Raw genomic sequence first — 18257 nt, 5'->3', positions numbered from 1 at the left:
GGGCGATGTTCTCCCCAGGCGTGCGCGGTGACGGCCGGATGCCCGTGCGAGCCGGTACCCTGGAGGGGCCATGTACTGCCCTTACTGCCGCTACCCCGACTCCCGCGTGGTCGACTCGCGCACGACCGACGACGGCCTCGCCATCCGCCGCCGCCGTCAGTGCCCCGACTGCGGCCGACGCTTCAGCACCACCGAGACCGCCTCTCTCAGCGTGATCAAGCGCTCGGGCGTGGTCGAGCCGTTCAGCCGCGAGAAGATCGTGAGCGGTGTGCGCAAGGCCTGCCAGGGCCGCCCGGTCACCGACAGCGACCTCGCGGTGCTCGCGCAGCGCGTCGAGGAGACGGTGCGGCTGAGCGGCGCCGCGCAGATCGAGGCGAACGACATCGGTCTGGCCATCCTGCAGCCGCTGCGCGAGCTCGACGAGGTGGCCTACCTGCGCTTCGCCAGCGTCTACCAGGGCTTCGACTCCCTCGACGACTTCGAGGCGGCCATCACCCTGCTCCGGGTGGAGCACGAGCAGGCCGCCGCGGCCGGGGGCGACGTCGCTCGCACGGGCGAGTGAGCGCTTACGGCCTGCTCTTCCGGCACGTGCTGTCGAAGCTCGATCCGGAGACCGCCCACCACCTCGCGTTCTCGGTCATCGAGGCCATCCCGCGGGTGGGGCTCGAGAAGCTCGTGGGCCGGTTCACCCGGCCGGCCTCCGACATCTCGGTCGAGGCCCTGGGCCTGCGCTTCCCCACGCCGTTCGGCCTCGCGGCCGGCTTCGACAAAGACGCGAAGGGCATCCGGGGCTTCGGCGCCCTGGGCTTCGGCCACGTCGAGGTCGGTACCATCACGTCCAGGGCCCAGCCGGGCAATCCCCGGCCGCGGCTGTTCCGGCTGATCGCCGACCGGGCCGTGATCAACCGCATGGGCTTCAACAACCACGGGGCGGCTGCGGCGGCGCTGCGGCTGGCGCGGGTGCGCTCCGCCGAGCATCCGCGGCCCGTCATCGGGGTCAACATCGGCAAGAGCCGGGTCGTCGACGTCGACGACGCGGTCGACGACTACCTCGAGAGCACGCGGGCGCTTGCGCCCATGGCCGACTACCTGGTCGTGAACGTGAGCTCGCCCAACACGCCCGGTCTCCGCGGCCTGCAGGAGCTCGACCGGCTGCGACCGCTGCTCTCGGCCGTGAAGGGCGAGGCGAGTTCGACCCCGCTGCTCGTCAAGATCGCGCCCGACCTCACCGACGACGAGGTGGCGAAGATCGCCTCGCTCGCCGTGGAGCTGGGGCTCGACGGCATCATCGCCACCAACACCACCATCTCGCGGTCGGGCCTTCGCACCCCATCGGCCGTGGTCGAGGCCGCGGGGGCCGGCGGGCTGTCGGGGGCGCCGCTGGCGGCGCGCTCGCTCGAGGTGCTGCGGAGCATCCGCTCGGTCGTGCCGGCGACGATGTGCGTCATCTCGGTCGGGGGAGTGGAGACCGCGGCCGACGTGCGGGCCCGGCTCGACGCCGGGGCGACGCTCGTGCAGGGGTACACCGCGTTCCTGTACCGCGGGCCGCTCTGGGCGCGCGAGATCAATCGCGGCCTGTCGCGGGCCTGAGCCCGTCGCGCCGGCCCGGGTCGTGCCGGGTGCGCCCTACTTGGGGAACTCGCCGCGCTTGACCTGCGGCTTCGGCAGACGCAGGCGACGGAACTGCAGGGCGCGCATCGTGGCGTACCAGCGCAGGCCGCGCTCGACGTTCTCGGGGCCGAACTTGGCGCGGAGCTTCTTCATCAGCCGGAAGTTCACGAACACGCAGTCGGCGATGACGATCAGCACGAAGGCGTAGAGGCCGAGCATCACGCCGGCCTGCAGCTCGGGGGCGGGCACGAGGGTCAGCAGGATGACCACGAACATCGCCGGGATGATGAACTCGCCGAGGTTGAACCGGGCGTCGATGTAGTCGCGCACGTACCGGCGCTGCGGGCCCTTGTCGCGCAGCGGCAGGTACTTCTCGTCGCCGTTCGCCATGCCGACGCGGGCGCGCTCGCGCAGCTCCTGCTGGCGGCGGCGGGCGTCTTTCGTCGCTTCTTTGCGGTCGTTCGGAACCAGCGGTCGCTTGTTGGCCGCTTCGCGCTCCTTGCGGGTCGGCGTCGCGTGCCCCTTGCCCGATCCGGTCTGCTCCTCCACAGGAGCCTCGATCACGGGTTCTGCTGCACTGCTTTTTCTGGCCACGGTGTCCTCGTTCGTCGGTCTCTTAAGATTACCTTCATGACAGACGCTCCAGACTCCTCATTGCCTCAGAATGCCCGGCCCGCCGAACTCACCGACCGCGAGGCCGCCGTCGTCGAGGCGGTGCGGCTCGCGCTCCCCGCGAGCATCGCCGAACTGAGTGCGCTGGTGCGCATCCCGTCCGTCTCCTGGTCGGCGTTCGACCCGGCCCACGTGGCCGCCAGCGCCGAGGCCGTCGCGGGGCACGCGCGGGCCACGGGCGTGTTCGAGTCGGTCGAGATCCTCCGCGCGCCGATGGCGGGCGGCGACGGGCAGCCGGGCGAGCTCGGCCAGCCGGCCGTGCTGGCCACCAGGGCCGCCCGCAACGGCCGGCCCACCGTGCTGCTCTACGCGCACCACGACGTGCAACCCCCCGGGCGCGACGAGGAGTGGGAGTCGCCGCCGTTCGAGCCCACCGTGCGGGGCGACCGCCTCTACGGGCGCGGCGCGGCAGATGACAAGGCGGGGGTCGAGTCGCACCTGTCGGCCATCCGCGCCCTCACCGAGGTCGCCGGCCCCGACTTCGACCTCGGCCTCGTGCTCTTCATCGAGGGGGAGGAGGAGTTCGGCTCCCGCTCCTTCGCGAACTTCCTCGAGGCGCACCGCGAGAAGCTCGCGGCCGACGTCATCGTGGTGGCCGACTCCGACAACTGGGATGCGGAGACGCCCTCCCTCACCGTGAGCCTGCGCGGCAACGTGACCTTCCGGCTCACGGTGTCGACGCTGGCGCACGCCTCGCACTCCGGCATGTTCGGCGGGGCGGCACCCGACGCGATGATCGCCGCGGTGCGCCTGCTCGCGTCCTTCCACGACGACTCGGGCGCGGTCGCGGTCGAGGGGCTCGAAGGCCGCGAGATCGACGCTCCCGCCTACAGCGAGGAGACGCTGCGCGACGACGCGGGGCTGCTCGAGGGCGTCACGCCGCTCGGCAGCGGCTCGGTGCTGTCGCGCCTCTGGGCGAAGCCGACCGTCACGGTCACGGGCATCGACGCGCCCTCGGTCGCCAACGCGTCCAACACGCTCATCCCGAGCGTGTCGGTGCGCATCAGCGCCCGCATCGCGCCGGGCCAGCCCGCCCAGCAGGCCTTCGAGGCCATCGAGCGCCACATCCACGCTCACGTGCCGTTCGGTGCGCACATCGCCATCGACGACGTCGACACGGGCGACCCGTTCCTCGTTGACACCTCGGGCTGGGCCGTCACCGCCGCGAAAGACGCGATGCGCGACGCCTGGGGTGCCGAGCCCGTCGAGGCCGGCATCGGCGGGTCGATCCCGTTCATCTCCGACCTCGCCCGGGTGTTCCCCTCCGCCCAGATCCTGGTCACCGGGGTCGAAGACCCGAACACGCGGGCGCACAGCCCGAACGAGTCGCTGCATCTCGGCGTGTTCAAGCGGGCCATCCAGACCGAGGCGCTGCTGCTGCTGAGGCTCGACGGGCGCGGCGGGAATTCCTGAGCCGCCCCTCGGGTTTCCGCAGTTAGACTTTCCCCATACTTCCGATCACTAAGGAGTGCACATGAGCGACACGATCCTGACGACTGACGTCGAGGCGCCGGCGCACAAGGTCGGTCTCACCGACACCGCCGCCACCAAGGTCAAGAACCTGCTCGAGCAAGAGGGTCGTGACGACCTGCGCCTGCGCGTGGCCGTGCAGCCCGGCGGCTGCTCGGGGCTGATCTACCAGCTGTACTTCGACGAGCGCATGCTCGACGGCGACGCGGCGGTCGACTTCGACGGCGTCGAGGTCATCGTCGACAAGATGAGCGTCCCCTACCTCGAGGGCGCCACCATCGACTTCGAAGACACCATCCAGAAGCAGGGCTTCACCATCGACAACCCGAACGCCTCGGGCAGCTGCGCCTGCGGAGACTCGTTCCACTAGTCGCCACGCCGGGCGCACAGATCCACGCGCATCCGAGAAGGGGCCGTTCCATACCGGGACGGCCCCTTTTTCGCGCCCTAGCACCCCTCGGTGCGGGGTGGCTGTGGCTCCGACCGGTAAATCGACACAGTAGGCTAGGAGAAGGTCAAATACACTGATGGTGTAGCTTCCCGAAAGGTCTCTGGTGCGCTCTAACCGACGTCTCCGATGGGCCGCGATCCCTATCGCGGCGCTAATGTCCGTTGTTCTCGCCGGCTGCACGCAGGACCAGCTCCAAGGCTGGCTTCCCACCGAGCCCGGCACCACGAACAACGTCGACCGCGTCATCGGCCTCTGGGTCACGTCGTGGATCGTGCTCCTCATCGTGGGTGTGCTCACCTGGGGTCTCACGATCTGGGCGATCGTCGTCTACCGTCGCCGCAAGGGCCAGACCGGTCTGCCCGCGCAGCTGCGCTACAACATGCCGATCGAGATCTTCTACACGGTCGTGCCGCTCATCCTGGTGCTCGGCTTCTTCGCCTTCACCGCCCGCGATCAGAGCGCGATCGAGCAGGCCTACGAGAAGCCCGACTACACCATCCAGGTGTTCGGCAAGCAGTGGGCGTGGGACTTCAACTACACCAACGACGACGTCTACTACGCCGGTGTCCAGGGTCAGGACGACCCTGACGACGACAACGGCAACCTCGTCGAGTCCGAGATCCCGACCCTCTACCTGCCCGTGGGCAAGCAGATCGAGATCCAGCTCGAGTCGCGCGACGTCATCCACTCCTTCTGGGTCATCGACTTCCTCTACAAGAAGGACATGCTGCCCGGCAAGACGAACTACATGTACGTCACCCCCGAGAAGGAGGGCACGTACACCGGCAAATGCGCCGAGCTGTGCGGCGAGTACCACTCGATGATGCTCTTCAACGTCAAGGTCGTCTCGCAGCAGGAGTACGACAGCTACATCGAGTCCCTCCGTGCCGCCGGCAACGAGGGCCAGCTCGGTCACGAGTACGACCGCAACCAGAACCTCCCGGGCATCGGCGAGCCCGCGCACGAAGAAGAGTAGGAACGCGTCATGACTGCAACCATCGACGTTGCGCCCGCAGGCGGCGCCGGTCTCCCGGCGCCCACCCCGACGCCGTCCAAGACGGTCGGGCGCAAGGGCAACATCCTGGTCAAGTGGATCACCTCCACCGACCACAAGACCATCGGGTACATGTACCTGATCGCGTCGTTCCTTTTCTTCTGCCTGGGTGGCGTGATGGCCCTGGTCATCCGCGCCCAGCTGTTCGAGCCCGGTCTCGAGCTGCTGCAGACGAAAGACCAGTACAACCAGCTCTTCACCATGCACGGCACGATCATGCTGCTCATGTTCGCGACGCCGCTGTTCGCGGGCTTCGCCAACGTGATCATGCCGCTGCAGATCGGCGCGCCCGACGTGGCGTTCCCGCGGCTGAACGCCTTCGCGTTCTGGCTGTTCCTGTTCGGCTCGCTGATCGCGGTCTCCGGCTTCCTCACCCCGCAGGGCGCCGCCTCGTTCGGCTGGTTCGCCTACGCGCCGCTGTCGTCGACGACGTTCACACCGGGTGACGGCGGAAACCTCTGGGTCTTCGGCCTCGGCCTGTCGGGCTTCGGCACCATCCTCGGTGGCGTGAACTTCATCACCACGATCATCACGATGCGCGCCCCCGGCATGACCATGTTCCGCATGCCGATCTTCACCTGGAACATCCTGGTGACGTCGATCCTCGTGCTGATGGCCTTCCCGGTGCTCGCCGCCGCGCTCTTCGCCCTCGGCGCCGACCGCGTCTTCGGGGCCCACATCTACGACGCGGCCAACGGCGGCGTGCTGCTCTGGCAGCACCTGTTCTGGTTCTTCGGTCACCCCGAGGTGTACATCATCGCGCTGCCGTTCTTCGGCATCGTGTCCGAGGTCTTCCCGGTGTTCAGCCGTAAGCCGATCTTCGGCTACAAGACCCTGATCTACGCGACGATCTCGATCGCCGCCCTGTCGGTCACGGTCTGGGCGCACCACATGTACGTCACCGGCTCGGTGCTGCTGCCGTTCTTCGCCCTGATGACGATGCTCATCGCGGTGCCGACGGGTGTGAAGATCTTCAACTGGGTCGGCACCATGTGGCGCGGCTCGGTGACGTTCGAGACCCCGATGGTCTGGGCGATCGGCTTCCTGATCACCTTCACCTTCGGTGGCCTCACGGGTGTCATCCTCGCCTCCCCGCCGCTCGACTTCCACGTCTCCGACACCTACTTCGTGGTGGCGCACTTCCACTACGTGGTGTTCGGCACCGTGGTGTTCGCGATGTTCTCAGGCTTCTACTTCTGGTGGCCCAAGTGGACGGGCAAGATGCTCAACGAGCGTCTCGGCCACTGGCACTTCTGGCTGCTGTTCATCGGCTTCCACACGACGTTCCTCATCCAGCACTGGCTGGGCGTCATGGGTATGCCGCGACGGTACGCGACCTACCAGCCCGAAGACGGCTTCACCTGGATGAACCAGCTCTCCACCATCGGATCGTTCATCCTCGCCGCCTCGCTCATCCCGTTCTTCCTGAACGTGTACATCACGGCCCGCAAGGCGCCGAAGGTCACGGTGAACGACCCCTGGGGCTACGGCCGCTCACTCGAGTGGGCGACGTCGTGCCCGCCCCCGCGGCACAACTTCACCTCGATCCCGCGCATCCGTTCGGAGTCGCCGGCGTTCGACCTCAACCACCCCGAGGCCGGCATCCCGGTCGGTGTGGGCCCGGCGAAAGACGCCCCCGACGCCCCCACGTACGACATCGTGAACGACAAGGTGAAGTAGACCCATGAGAGCCAATACCAACCTCTTCTGGATCCTGACCGTCTTCATGGTGCTGGCCGCCACGGCCTACACCGTGTGGTCACTGATCTGGTACGACGGCCAGCTCGAGTGGGTCGGCACCGTGGCGATCAGCCTCACGGCCGTGCTGTCGGCGTTCCTCGCCTTCTACCTGAGCCGCGTGCACAAGGCCCAGGGCGCGGAGCTCCCGGAAGACCGCCTCGACGCCAACATCGACGACGGCGACCCCGAGATCGGCTTCTACAGCCCCTGGAGCTGGTGGCCCATCATCCTCGCGGGTGGCGGCGCCCTCCTGATGCTCGGCCTCGCGGTCGGCTTCTGGATCTGCTTCCTGGCCGGCGCCCTCGTGCTCGTGGCCGTCGTCGGCTGGACCTACGAGTACTACCGCGGCTACTTCGCCCGCTGACGTCCCACCCACGCTACGAAGGCCCGCCCCTCCGGGGGCGGGCCTTCTGCGTGCCAGGGAGGGCATTCGCCATCTGGCGTCCACGGCCGATGCGTGGTGCTTTGGAACGGCGGTGAGTCCCAGGTTGTCCAGCGGTACGACGGCCGCCTGCTTCCGCCTCACGGGGGTGGCGGCCGCACAGCAAAGAGCCTGCTCGGCCATCGAGGGGCGAGCAGGCTCTTCGTCTGGTGGTCTTATCAGCTGCAGACCGGCAGGTTCTCCAGCGTCGCGTCGAGGACGTTCTGGCCACCGAGGAGCACGATCCGCTTCGGCGTGAGTGCCCGTACTTCGTCGGCCACTTCGGAGGCCATGCACGTTCTGCGCGTCAGGAGGATCGGCGCTTTCTCGATGGCAGCGAGAACGCCGCCGGAGAGTGCGTCGGGGAAGTTCTCACCCGTTGCAAGGTACACAGTGTCGATGTGACCTGGATAGGCGGACTTCGCGACGTTCGCCGAGGTGACGAACCGGTCGCTGCCGTCGATGCGGTTCACGGTCGCGGCGATCTTCTTGATGTCATTCGCGATGCCCGTGGAGACGGTGTCTTCTCCGCCGAACAGCGTCGCGGACGTCACCTCTCTGGTCGTCAGCAGGGATTTCTCGTTCGCCGTCAGCGAGCTGGCGTCACCGTTGACCAGGAGGACCGGGATGGTGTCGCGGCCCGACGGAGGAGTCGCGCTGAGCGCGTCAGGGAAGCGATTTCCAGTGACCACGGAGACGGCCGCGGACGGCTTGGCGCCGAAAGTCGGATGGGTGATGAGGTTGCGGGACACCTCGAAGCGATCCGCTCCGCCGATGCGCGTGATGCTCGAGACGCTCGGGATCGCCCGCAGGAGTGTCTCCACACTCGTGGAAACGGCGTTGGTGCCTCCTACCACGACAATGTCTCTCGGCGCGTACTTGTAGATGGCGCCGTAGACGGATTCAGGGATACTCGAACGCGGGGTCAGAATGAGCGGAGCGCCGCGCTGTGCGGCGATCGCGGCCGCGCTCAGGGCGTCGGGGTAGTTCTCGCCGCTTGCGACGTAGACGAGCGGAGCGGTGTCGGGATCGACTCTGCCGGCGACGGCGAGGCCGGTGGCATACCGGTCGTCGCCGGCGATGCGCTCGACCTTGGAGCCGACCGGGACGACGTCGACGGCGCACGTGCGGTCGCCCGAGTGAATCCCGTTGGTGAAGTGCATGGTGTACCGGAACGCGCCGAGCTTTGCAGCCGTACCGGAGATGCGATACGCGAGACCAGTGACGGGTCGGATCGTGAGCCCGTCGGGCAGCGAACCCTCACTGATGGTCACAGTGAAGCCGCTCGTCTGCTCGGAATCGGAGGCGTCGAAGTCGACTGCGCTGCCGAGCTCGACGATCGCTGGTGCGCAGTAGGTCAGGCCCACGTCAGGTGTGCCGGCCGGAACCGGCGTGGTGGCCGGAGTGGCCGAGGCCGTGAGCGGTGTCGCGAACACGCTGCCGATCGCTATCGCCGCCACTGTCATCAGCGCGACAAGCGGCGCGCGCCGTGTTGCGGGGCTGGGAGATATCTGAATCATGTCGAGTGCCTTCTGTAGAGAGTTATGACGCTAGCGTCACCCACCACAGGCGCGGAGTGGTACGAGCAATCGATACTCACTCGGTCTTCCGGGTGAGCAGCACGAGCGCCGGTGCACACCGCGCAATGGTCACGGCAACGCGAAGCGCCCGCCCCTGGGGAGGGACGGGCGCTGGGCGGTGCGGCGGCGCGGGCGGGAGCCAGCGGGCAGCGGGCGTCAGTGGTGCGTGTTGCCGCCGGTCGGGTCTTCGAGCTGGCCGCGGGCCGGGGTGCCGGAGGTGACGGCGTCGGCGTGGCCGTGGCCGTGGGCCGCCTCGAGCTCGGTGCGGGAGGCCGGGGCGATGCGGTCCTCGAAGAACCAGTTCGACATGGCCGAGCGCAGGCGCATCGTCGGGGTGATCTTGCCGCGCGAGTTGGGGCGCAGCATGATCGGCTCGAACGACTCGTAGTCGACCAGCTTCCAGCGCTCGTAGTCGTCGAGCTGCTCGTGCACCTCGATGTATTCGCCGCCCGGGAGGCGGACGATGCGGCCCGACTCGTAGCCGTGCAGCACGATCTCGCGGTCCTTCTTCATCAGGCCGATGCACACGCGCTTCGTGATGAAGTACGCGATGAACGGGCCGAGCACCGCCCACGCCTGGACGACGTGGATGACACCCTCGATGGAGAGCTGGAAGTGCGTCGCCATGAGGTCGGAGGAGGCCGCCGCCCAGAGCGCCGCGTAGAAGGTGACGCCGGCCGCGCCGATGGCGGTGCGGGTGGGGGCGTTGCGCGGGCGGTCGAGGATGTGGTGCTCGCGCTTGTCGCCCGTGACCCAGCCCTCGACGAAGGGGTAGATGAAGACGAACAAGAGCAGCAGCACCAGCGCGATCACGGGGATGATGATGTTGAACGACCAGGTGTGGTTGAGCCACACGAACTCCAGTCCCGGCGGGATGAGCCGCAGGGCGCCGTCGGCGAAGCCGATGTACCAGTCGGGCTGGGTACCGGCCGACACGGGGGAGGGGTCGTACGGTCCGTAGTTCCAGATCGGGTTGATCGTGAAGAACGACGCCATCAGCGCGATGACACCGAACACCAGGAAGAAGAAGCCACCGGCCTTCGCCGCGTAGACGGGGAGGATCGGGTAGCCGATCACGTTCTTCTCGGTGCGGCCGGGGCCGGCGAACTGGGTGTGCTTGTGTACCACGACGAACACCAGGTGCAGCGCCAGGAATGCGACCAGGATGGCCGGCAGCAGCAGGATGTGCAGCGTGTAGAGGCGGCCCACGATCGAGGTGCCCGGGAACTCGCCGCCGAACAGCAGGAACGACGTCCAGGTGCCGATGACCGGCATGCCCTTGATCAGGCCGTCGATGATGCGGAGGCCGTTGCCCGAGAGCAGGTCGTCGGGGAGCGAGTACCCGGTGAAGCCCTCGGCCATCGCCAGCACGAACAGCACGAAGCCGATCATCCAGTTCAGCTCACGCGGCTTGCGGAACGCGCCCGTGAAGAACACGCGCAGCATGTGCAGGCCGATGGACGCGATGAACAGCAGCGCCGCCCAGTGGTGGATCTGACGGACCAGGAGGCCACCGCGCACGTCGAACGAGATGTGCAGCGCCGAGTCCATGGCGGCCGACATCTCGACGCCCTTGAGCGGCACGAAGGCGCCCTCGTAGTGCGTCTCGACCATCGAGGCCTGGAAGAAGAACGTCAGGAAGGTGCCCGAGAGGATGATGACGACGAAGCTGTAGAGCGCCACCTCGCCGAGCATGAACGACCAGTGGTCGGGGAAGATCTTGCGACCGAACTCCTTGACGACCGCCGAGATGCTGGTGCGCTCGTCGAGGTAGTTCGCGGCGGCGCCGGTGATGCCGCCGCCCTTCTTCGGAGTGGCCGGGGCCTCAGCCTCTGGCCTCTCGATGATGCTGGTCATGAACGCTCCCAGAAACTAGGTCCGACGGGCTCGTGGAAGTCGCTCTGAGCCACGAGGTAGCCCTCCGAGTCGACCTCGATGGGCAGCTGGGGCAGCGGCCGCTTGGCCGGGCCGAAGATCACCTTGGCCTCGTTCACCACGTCGAAGGTCGACTGGTGGCAGGGGCAGAGGAGGTGATGGGTCTGCTGCTCGTAGAGTGCCACCGGGCATCCGACGTGCGTGCAGATCTTGGAGTACGCGACGATGCCGTCGTACGACCAGCCCTCGCGCTCCGGGCTGATATTGAGGTCGGAGGGGTCGAGGCGCATGAGCAGCACCGCGGCCTTCGCCTTCTGCTCGAGCAGGTCTTCGCGCTCGTTCAGGCCCTCGGGGATGATGTGGAACACCGATCCGATCGTGATGTCGGACGCCTTGACCGGGATGCCGCTCGGGTCGAGCGTGAGCCGCGAGCCCTTCTTCCACATGGTGTGGCTGAGCAGTTCGACGGGGTCTTGGTTCTGCGGGCCGAGGCCGCGGAAGAGCACGAGGCCGGGCAGCGGGAAGGCGATGATGGCGCCGATCAGGCTGTTCCGGATGAGGGTGCGTCGACCGAAGCCCGACTCCTTGTCGGCCTGGTCGAAGATCTCGACCGCTCGGGCACGCGTCTCGTCGGTGCCCCGAACGGGGTGACGGATGTCGATGCCCTCCTTGTCGACCATCAGCGCCTTGCCCCAGTGCACGGCCGCGAGGCCGATGCCGAAGAGCGCGAGGGCCGAACCGAGGCCGATGAAGAGGGTGTTCAGCCGCAGCGCGACGGGGTCGCCGTCTTCGATCGGGAAGGCCATGTAGGCCGCGAGGGCGAAGATGCTGCCCGCGATCGAGAGGTAGAACAGCGTGTAGACCGTGCGGTCGGCGTGCTTGGCCTTCGCCGGGTCGAGATCGGTGACGCGCGCGCGGTGCGGCGGCTCGCCGGGGTTCTCCACGTCGGAGCCAATGACCGCTGTACCCGCCGGAGTGCGATGACTCGTCTCGACGGCCGACGAATCGGAGGCGGCTGAGTCGATGCCGCTCACCTCGTCATGTGCCATTGTGTATCCCTTTCGAGCTGCTGCTGGTGATTGCTGTGGTCACGCGGATCAGTTGGACTTGGCGGTGAGCCAGACCATGAGACCGATGATCGCGCCGAGGCCGAAGATCCAGGCGAAGAGGCCCTCCGCGACCGGACCGAGGTTGCCGAGCTCGAAGCCGCCGGGCGACGGGTTGTTCTCGACGTACTTCAGGTAGGTGATGATGTCGCGCTTGTCTTCGGGCGTCAGGTTGTCGTCGTTGAAGACGGGCATGTTCTGCGGGCCGGTGAGCATGGCCTCGTAGATGTGCGAGGCGAGCACCCCGGTGAGCTCGGGAGCGTACTTGCCCTCGGTGAGCGCACCGCCGGCGCCGGCGACGTTGTGGCACATGGCGCAGTTGATGCGGAACAGCTCGCCGCCGTTCGCGGCGTCGCCGTCGGCCTGCAGAAGGCTCTCGTCGGGCACGGCCGGGCCGGGGGAGATGGAGGCGACGTAGGCGGCCATGGCGGCGGTCTGCTCGTCGGTGAACTGCACGGGTTTCTGCATGGCCTGCGGGCCCTGCATGGCGAGCGGCATGCGGCCGGTGCCGACCTGGAAGTCGACCGAGGCCGCGCCGACGCCGATCAGGCTCGGGCCGTCGTCGGTGCCCTGCAGGCTCATGCCGTGGCAGGTGGCGCAGTTGGAGGCGAACAGCTTCTCGCCCTCGTCGATGACCTGCTGGCTCGACGTGTCGGTCTCGGCGGTGGCAGCGGTGGTGCTGCTGAACGCGGCGTAGCCGCCGCCCGTGACGACGAGGCCGATAGCGATCAGCAGAACGGTCGCCAGGGGGTGGCGCCTGTTTGCTTTCCTGCTCCTGCGGGCCATTCTCTCAACTCTCTTTCGGTACTGCGGGTGCTGCATCGGGTCGATCTGGGTGGAGCGCTACTTCAGCACGTAGATGACGAAGAAGAGGCCGATCCAGACCACGTCGACGAAGTGCCAGTAGTACGAGACGACGATGATCGACGTCGCCTCCTTGTGACCGAAGTTCTTGACGGCGAACACGCGACCGAGCATGAGCAGCATGGCGATGAGGCCGCCCGTGACGTGCAGGGCGTGGAAGCCGGTGGTGAGGTAGAAGGCCGAGCCGTAGGCGTTGCCGTCGATCGTGATGCCCTCGGAGACGAGGGTGGCGTACTCGAGCACCTGGCCGCTGACGAAGACGGCGCCGAAGGCGTAGGTGAGGAAGAGCCACTCGGTGAGGCCCCAGTCTTTGGGGGCCCAGCTGGTGCGCTTGACCTGGCCGCGCTCGGCGGCCCAGACGGCGAACTGGCACCAGAACGACGAGATCACCAGGATGATCGTGTTGACGGCCGCGAACGGGACGTTCAGCACGCCGGCCTGCTCGGCCCAGGCGCCCGGGTTCGTGGAGCGCAGCGTGAAGTAGATGGCGAAGAGGCCCGCGAAGAACATGACCTCGCTGCCGAGCCACACGATGGTGCCGACCGCCACGGTGTTGGGGCGCTGCACCACGGGGGCACTCTGAGAATGGGTCAATGAGCTGCTCGTCACTGTTCCATTATGTCCGATATCGGGGCGCGGTTTTGCATTTGGCGCACCATCCGGCCCCTCCACCGGCGTGTCCCGTTCGGAGCGGCCCGTAGGATCGCTCCCATGGCTGAAACGCTCACCTGGCCCTCGACCATCGCACGCCTGCTGACCGGGCAGGATCTCTCGATCTCGCAGGCCACCTGGTCGATGGACAGGATCATGCTAGGAGAGGTGACTGAGGCCCAGCTGGCAGGATTCCTGGTCGCGCTGAGAGCCAAGGGGGAGACGGTCGACGAGATCGTCGGCTTCCGCGACGCGATCCTCGACCACGCGCTGCCACTGGAGGTCGACCCGTTCGCGCTCGACATCGTGGGCACCGGAGGCGACAGCTACGGCACCGTGAACGTCTCGACCATGGCGTCGATCGTCGCGGCGGCGAGCGGTGTCCCTGTCATCAAGCACGGCAACAAGGCGGCGAGTTCGCTGAGCGGCTCCTCCGACGTGCTGCGCGCCCTCGGCATCGATCTCGAGCTCGAGCCGGAGCGGGTGGCCGCCGTGCTGATGGAGACCGGCATCTCCTTCGCCTACGCCGCGAAGTTCCACCCCGGGTTCAAGAACGCCGGAGCGGTGCGCGCCGAACTCGGCGTTCCCACGGTCTTCAACTTCCTCGGCCCGCTCTGCAACCCCGCCCGCGCCGAGGCGTCGGCCGTGGGTGTCGCCCACCTCGACCGCGTACCGCTGATCACCGGAGTCTTCCAGACCCGGGGCGCCACGGCGCTGGTCTTCCGGGGCGACGACGGTCTCGACGAGCTGACCACGACGGGCCACAGCCACATCTGGGAGGTCTCGCGCGGGTCGGTGAAGGAGCACGACCTCAATCCGAGGGATCTGGGCATCCGCACCTCGACCATCGACGAGCTGCGCGGGGGCGACGCCGCGCACAACGCCGAGATCGTGCGGCGCACGCTCGCCGGCGACGGCGGGCCGGTACGCGACACGGTGCTGCTGAACGCCGCGGCCGGTCTCGTGGCGTTCGAGCTGGCCACCGATCCGGCCGAGGTTGACCGGGGGATGGTGGAGCGGCTGGCCGAGAAGATGACCATCGCCGCCGCCGCCATCGACACGGGGGCCGCGACCCAGAAGCTCGACGACTGGATCGCGGCCACCCGCGCCTGAACGGCAGGCCTGGCAGGGGGAGCCCTACACGGCCGAGGGCAGAGCCCTTACTGCACGTCCTCGTCCACCCAGTCCATCGTCTTGGTGACGGCCTTCTTCCAGTTGCGGTACTGCCGGTCGCGCTCGGCCGAGTCGAGGTCGGGCGTCCAGCGCGAGTCCTCCTGCCAGTTGGCGCGCAGCTCGTCGAGGTCGGCCCAGTAGCCCACGGCGAGCCCGGCCGCGTACGCCGCACCGAGCGCCGTCGTCTCGGCCACGACCGGACGCACGACGGGCACGTCGAGGATGTCGGCCTGGAACTGCATCAGCAGGTTGTTGGCGATCATGCCTCCGTCGACCTTCAGCTCCGTCAGCGGCACCCCCGAGTCGGCGTTGACCGCGTCGAGCACCTCCTTGGTCTGGAAGGCGGTCGCCTCGAGTGCCGCACGGGCGATGTGGCCCTTGTTGACGTAGCGGGTCAGACCCACGAGGGCACCCCGGGCATCCGATCGCCAGTAGGGAGCGAACAGGCCGGAGAACGCCGGCACGAAGTAGGCGCCGCCGTTGTCCTCGACCGTCTTGGCGAGCTCCTCGATCTCGGGGGCGGACTTGATCAGGCCGAGGTTGTCGCGCAGCCACTGCACGAGCGAGCCGGTGACCGCGATCGAGCCCTCGAGCGCGTAGTGCGGTTCGGCGTCGCCCAGCTTGTAACCGAGGGTCGTGAGCAGCCCGTTCTTCGACTTCACGATCTCGGTGCCCGTGTTGAAGATGAGGAAGTTGCCGGTGCCGTAGGTGTTCTTGGCCTCGCCGGCGTCGAACGCGGCCTGGCCGAAGGTGGCGGCCTGCTGGTCGCCCAGGATGCCCGCGACCGGCACCTCGCGCAGCAGCGAGGAGGTGTGCACGGTCCCGTAGATCTCCGAGGAGCTCTTGATCGCCGGGAGCATCGACTTCGGCACCCCGAACACGTCGAGGATGTCGTCGCGCCACTCCAGGGTCTCGAGGTCCATGAAGAGCGTGCGGGAGGCGTTGGTGACGTCGGTCGCGTGCACGCCGCCGTCGACGCCGCCGGTGAGGTTCCAGAGCACCCAGGTGTCGGTGGTGCCGAAGAGCAGGTCGCCGGACTTGGCGCGCTCGCGGGCGCCCTCGACGTTCTCGAGGATCCAGACGATCTTGGTGCCGGCGAAGTACGTCGACAGGGGCAGGCCGACCGTGTCCTTGAAGCGCTCGGCCCCGCCGTCCTCCGAGAGGCGGTCGACGATGGCCTGGGTGCGGGTGTCCTGCCAGACGATCGCGTTGTAGACGGGCTCGCCGGTGTTCTTGTCCCACACCACCGCGGTCTCGCGCTGGTTGGTGATGCCGACAGCTTTGACGTTGTGGCGGGTGATGTTGGCCTTCGAGAGGGCCTGACCGATCACCTCGCGGGTGTTGTCCCAGATCTGCTTCGGGTCGTGCTCGACCCAGCCGGCCTTGGGGAAGATCTGGTCGTGCTCGAGCTGGCCCGTGGAGACGATCGAGCCCGAGTGGTCGAAGACGATCGCCCGGGTGCTCGTGGTTCCCTGGTCGATCGCGATGATGTAGTCCGTCATAACAACTCCTTTGTGTGAGACGACTGGTGCTGGAAAGAGACAGCGGGCCGGTCCACGTCATCGTGGCCCGGCCCGCTGGGTGCTACGTGAGGATCGGCAGGAGGGGGATCGCGAGGAGGCCGGCGAGGATACCGCCGATGATCGGTCCGACGATCGGCACCCAGGAGTAGGACCAGTCGGAGGTTCCCTTGCCCTTGATCGGGAGGATCGCGTGCGCGATGCGCGGGCCGAGGTCACGCGCGGGGTTGATGGCGTAGCCGGTCGGGCCACCGAGCGAGGCGCCGATGCCGATCACGAGCAGCGCGACCGGAAGGGCTCCGAGTGCCGCCAAACCGCCGTCGCCCTGTCGTCCGCCGCCGAAGCCGATCACGACGAACACCAGCACGAAGGTGCCGACGATCTCGGTGACGAGGTTCCAGCCATACGAGCGGATGGCCGGGCCGGTCGAGAACACGCCGAGCTTGTTCGCCGGCTCGGGCTCCTCGTCGAAGTGCTGCTTGTACGCCAGCCACACGAACACCGCACCGATGATCGCACCGATCAGCTGCGCACCGATGTACGCGATCACCGACAGGAAGTTGACGTCGACCGGGGTCGCCGCCGAGCCGAACGACGTCGCGCCATTGGCCACGAGCCCGAGGGTGACGGCCGGGTTCAGGTGTGCTCCGGAGGCGTACGACACGATCACACCGGCGAAGACCGCGAGGCCCCAGCCGATGTTCACCATCAGGAACCCGCCGTTGAAGCCTTTGGTGCGCACCAGGGCGACGTTCGCCACGACGCCGCAGCCGAGGAGCACGAGCATCGCCGTGCCCACCAGCTCCGACAAGAAATCGATACCGAGATTGTCCACGATGACCTTCCTTCGCACTGAGCGGCCGCCCACTGCGGCCTCCGGGGTGAACGGATTGAGCCAACAGTATCCCCAGGAAGTTGCCAGGTACATGCCGGAGTGTCCCGTGTCGCCCACGGTCACCGTGCGCCCTGCACCTACCGGAGCCCGGCGCCGACGGCGTAGATTCGTCTCGGGCAGCCAGGCGCTGGCTCCCGTCGCACCGATGCACGGTGACCGGAGGGAATTTCAATGAAGAAGCTCATCAACGATCCGAAGAACGTCGTCGACGAGGCCGTCGTCGGTTTCGAGGCCGCGCACGGCGACATCGTCACCGTGTCGCACGACCCCATCTACATCGCCCGCAAAGACGCCCCGGTGGCCGGCAAGGTCGGCCTGGTGTCGGGCGGCGGCAGCGGGCACGAGCCCCTGCACGGCGGCTTCGTGGGCTTCGGGATGCTCGACGCCGCCGTACCCGGCCCGGTCTTCACCTCCCCGACGCCCGACCCGATCCTCGCGGCGACGAAGGCCGTCGACGCGGGCAAGGGTGTGCTGCACATCGTGAAGAACTACACCGGAGACGTGCTGAACTTCGAGACCGCCGCCGACCTCGCCTCGGCCGAGGACATCGAGGTGCGCACCGTGATCGTCGACGACGACGTCGCGGTCAAGGACTCGCTCTACACCGCCGGCCGTCGCGGCGTCGCCGGCACCGTGCTGGTGGAGAAGATCGCCGGAGCCGCCGCCGAGCGCGGCGACGACCTCGACGCCGTGGCCGCCGTCGCCACCAAGGTCAACAGCCAGGTACGCACCATGGGTGTCGCCCTCACACCGTGCGTCGTGCCGCACGCCGGCGAGCCGAGCTTCGTGCTCGCCGACGACGAGATCGAGATCGGCATCGGCATCCACGGGGAGCCGGGCCGGGAGCGCATCAAGCTGGAGCCGGCCGACGCGATCGTCGACCGCCTGCTCGGGCCCATCCTGGAGGACCTGCCCTTCGCCTCGGGCGACGAGGTGCTGCTGCTCGTGAACGGCATGGGCGGCACCCCGCAGGTCGAGCTCTACATCGTGTTCAAGCACGCCGCGGAGGTGTTGGCTGAGAAGGGCATCACGGTGACCCGCTCGCTGGTGGGCAACTTCGTGACGTCGCTCGAGATGCAGGGCGTGTCGATCAGCGTGCTGAAGCTCGACGAGGAACTGACCGGACTGTGGGACGCACCGGTGCAGACGGCTGCTCTGCGCTGGGGAAGGTAGA

Annotated in this window: 17 protein-coding genes; 9 read left to right on the top strand and 8 right to left on the bottom strand. The window is 67.8% G+C overall.

What is annotated here, in order from left to right; all coding sequences use genetic code 11:
- Positions 1 to 70 precede the first annotated feature (70 nt).
- Together nrdR and NVV95_RS01625 are read left to right on the top strand one after the other, a co-directional pair.
- Entirely contained in the window at positions 71 to 562 is a 492-nt protein-coding gene (gene nrdR / locus NVV95_RS01630; RefSeq protein WP_259484793.1) for a transcriptional regulator NrdR, read from the top strand.
- Positions 559 to 1590, top strand: a complete 1032-nt coding sequence (locus NVV95_RS01625) for a quinone-dependent dihydroorotate dehydrogenase (RefSeq protein ID WP_259484792.1) — start codon at positions 559 to 561, stop codon at positions 1588 to 1590. Before nrdR ends, NVV95_RS01625 begins: the two co-directional genes overlap by 4 nt.
- Before the next feature lie 36 nt (positions 1591 to 1626).
- Here NVV95_RS01625 and NVV95_RS01620 read toward each other — a convergent pair whose 3' ends face one another.
- The gene (locus NVV95_RS01620; RefSeq protein ID WP_259484791.1) at positions 1627 to 2205 is read right to left on the bottom strand and encodes a DUF3043 domain-containing protein; all 579 of its coding nucleotides are present in this window, start codon (positions 2203 to 2205) and stop codon (positions 1627 to 1629) included.
- Between the two features lie 36 nt (positions 2206 to 2241).
- On the opposite strand from NVV95_RS01620, the gene NVV95_RS01615 reads away from it, so the two are divergent.
- From NVV95_RS01615 to NVV95_RS01595, 5 genes are all read left to right on the top strand, one after another.
- A complete protein-coding gene (locus tag NVV95_RS01615) occupies positions 2242 to 3696 on the top strand; it encodes a dipeptidase (RefSeq protein ID WP_259484790.1) in 1455 nt (484 codons plus the stop codon).
- 61 nt (positions 3697 to 3757) lie between these two features.
- On the top strand, positions 3758 to 4123 hold the full coding sequence (gene erpA / locus NVV95_RS01610; RefSeq protein WP_259484789.1) for an iron-sulfur cluster insertion protein ErpA: 366 nt from the start codon (positions 3758 to 3760) through the stop codon (positions 4121 to 4123).
- 184 nt (positions 4124 to 4307) lie between these two features.
- Entirely contained in the window at positions 4308 to 5180 is an 873-nt protein-coding gene (gene ctaC / locus NVV95_RS01605; RefSeq protein WP_259484788.1) for an aa3-type cytochrome oxidase subunit II, read from the top strand.
- A 9-nt stretch (positions 5181 to 5189) separates the two neighbouring features.
- Complete coding sequence (ctaD, locus tag NVV95_RS01600; protein ID WP_259484787.1) at positions 5190 to 6938, top strand: aa3-type cytochrome oxidase subunit I; 1749 nt, start codon at positions 5190 to 5192, stop codon at positions 6936 to 6938.
- 4 nt (positions 6939 to 6942) lie between these two features.
- Complete coding sequence (locus NVV95_RS01595; RefSeq protein ID WP_259484786.1) at positions 6943 to 7362, top strand: cytochrome c oxidase subunit 4; 420 nt, start codon at positions 6943 to 6945, stop codon at positions 7360 to 7362.
- Between the two features lie 236 nt (positions 7363 to 7598).
- Here the strand turns inward: NVV95_RS01595 and NVV95_RS01590 are convergent, their stop codons facing one another.
- The 5 genes from NVV95_RS01590 to ctaE form a co-directional block, all read right to left on the bottom strand.
- Positions 7599 to 8939, bottom strand: a complete 1341-nt coding sequence (locus NVV95_RS01590; protein ID WP_259484785.1) for a cell wall-binding repeat-containing protein — start codon at positions 8937 to 8939, stop codon at positions 7599 to 7601.
- Positions 8940 to 9155: 216 nt separating this feature from the next.
- Positions 9156 to 10856 (bottom strand): cytochrome bc1 complex cytochrome b subunit, encoded by a 1701-nt coding sequence (gene qcrB / locus NVV95_RS01585; RefSeq protein ID WP_259484784.1) that lies wholly within the window; start codon positions 10854 to 10856, stop codon positions 9156 to 9158.
- Positions 10853 to 11923 (bottom strand): cytochrome bc1 complex Rieske iron-sulfur subunit, encoded by a 1071-nt coding sequence (gene qcrA, locus NVV95_RS01580; RefSeq protein WP_259484783.1) that lies wholly within the window; start codon positions 11921 to 11923, stop codon positions 10853 to 10855. The genes qcrB and qcrA overlap by 4 nt, the downstream gene beginning before the upstream one ends.
- 48 nt (positions 11924 to 11971) lie before the next feature.
- Complete coding sequence (gene qcrC, locus NVV95_RS01575; RefSeq protein WP_259484782.1) at positions 11972 to 12766, bottom strand: cytochrome bc1 complex diheme cytochrome c subunit; 795 nt, start codon at positions 12764 to 12766, stop codon at positions 11972 to 11974.
- A gap of 57 nt (positions 12767 to 12823) precedes the next feature.
- Positions 12824 to 13453, bottom strand: a complete 630-nt coding sequence (gene ctaE / locus NVV95_RS01570) for an aa3-type cytochrome oxidase subunit III (protein WP_173180884.1) — start codon at positions 13451 to 13453, stop codon at positions 12824 to 12826.
- A gap of 102 nt (positions 13454 to 13555) precedes the next feature.
- Here ctaE and trpD point away from each other — a divergent pair, with 102 nt between their 5' ends.
- Positions 13556 to 14608 (top strand): anthranilate phosphoribosyltransferase, encoded by a 1053-nt coding sequence (gene trpD / locus NVV95_RS01565; protein ID WP_259484781.1) that lies wholly within the window; start codon positions 13556 to 13558, stop codon positions 14606 to 14608.
- Between the two features lie 47 nt (positions 14609 to 14655).
- Here the strand turns inward: trpD and glpK are convergent, their stop codons facing one another.
- Both glpK and NVV95_RS01555 read right to left on the bottom strand, forming a co-directional pair.
- A complete protein-coding gene (gene glpK, locus NVV95_RS01560) occupies positions 14656 to 16170 on the bottom strand; it encodes a glycerol kinase GlpK (protein ID WP_259484780.1) in 1515 nt (504 codons plus the stop codon).
- An 82-nt stretch (positions 16171 to 16252) separates the two neighbouring features.
- Complete coding sequence (locus tag NVV95_RS01555) at positions 16253 to 17023, bottom strand: MIP/aquaporin family protein (RefSeq protein WP_375163770.1); 771 nt, start codon at positions 17021 to 17023, stop codon at positions 16253 to 16255.
- 231 nt (positions 17024 to 17254) lie between these two features.
- Here NVV95_RS01555 and dhaK point away from each other — a divergent pair, with 231 nt between their 5' ends.
- On the top strand, positions 17255 to 18256 hold the full coding sequence (gene dhaK, locus NVV95_RS01550) for a dihydroxyacetone kinase subunit DhaK (RefSeq protein WP_259484779.1): 1002 nt from the start codon (positions 17255 to 17257) through the stop codon (positions 18254 to 18256).
- Position 18257: the final 1 nt, after the last annotated feature.

Origin of the sequence: Herbiconiux gentiana, from assembly GCF_024978135.1 — a bacterium.
Classification (GTDB): domain Bacteria; phylum Actinomycetota; class Actinomycetes; order Actinomycetales; family Microbacteriaceae; genus Herbiconiux; species Herbiconiux gentiana.
This window is presented reverse-complemented; position numbering and strand designations above follow the sequence as displayed.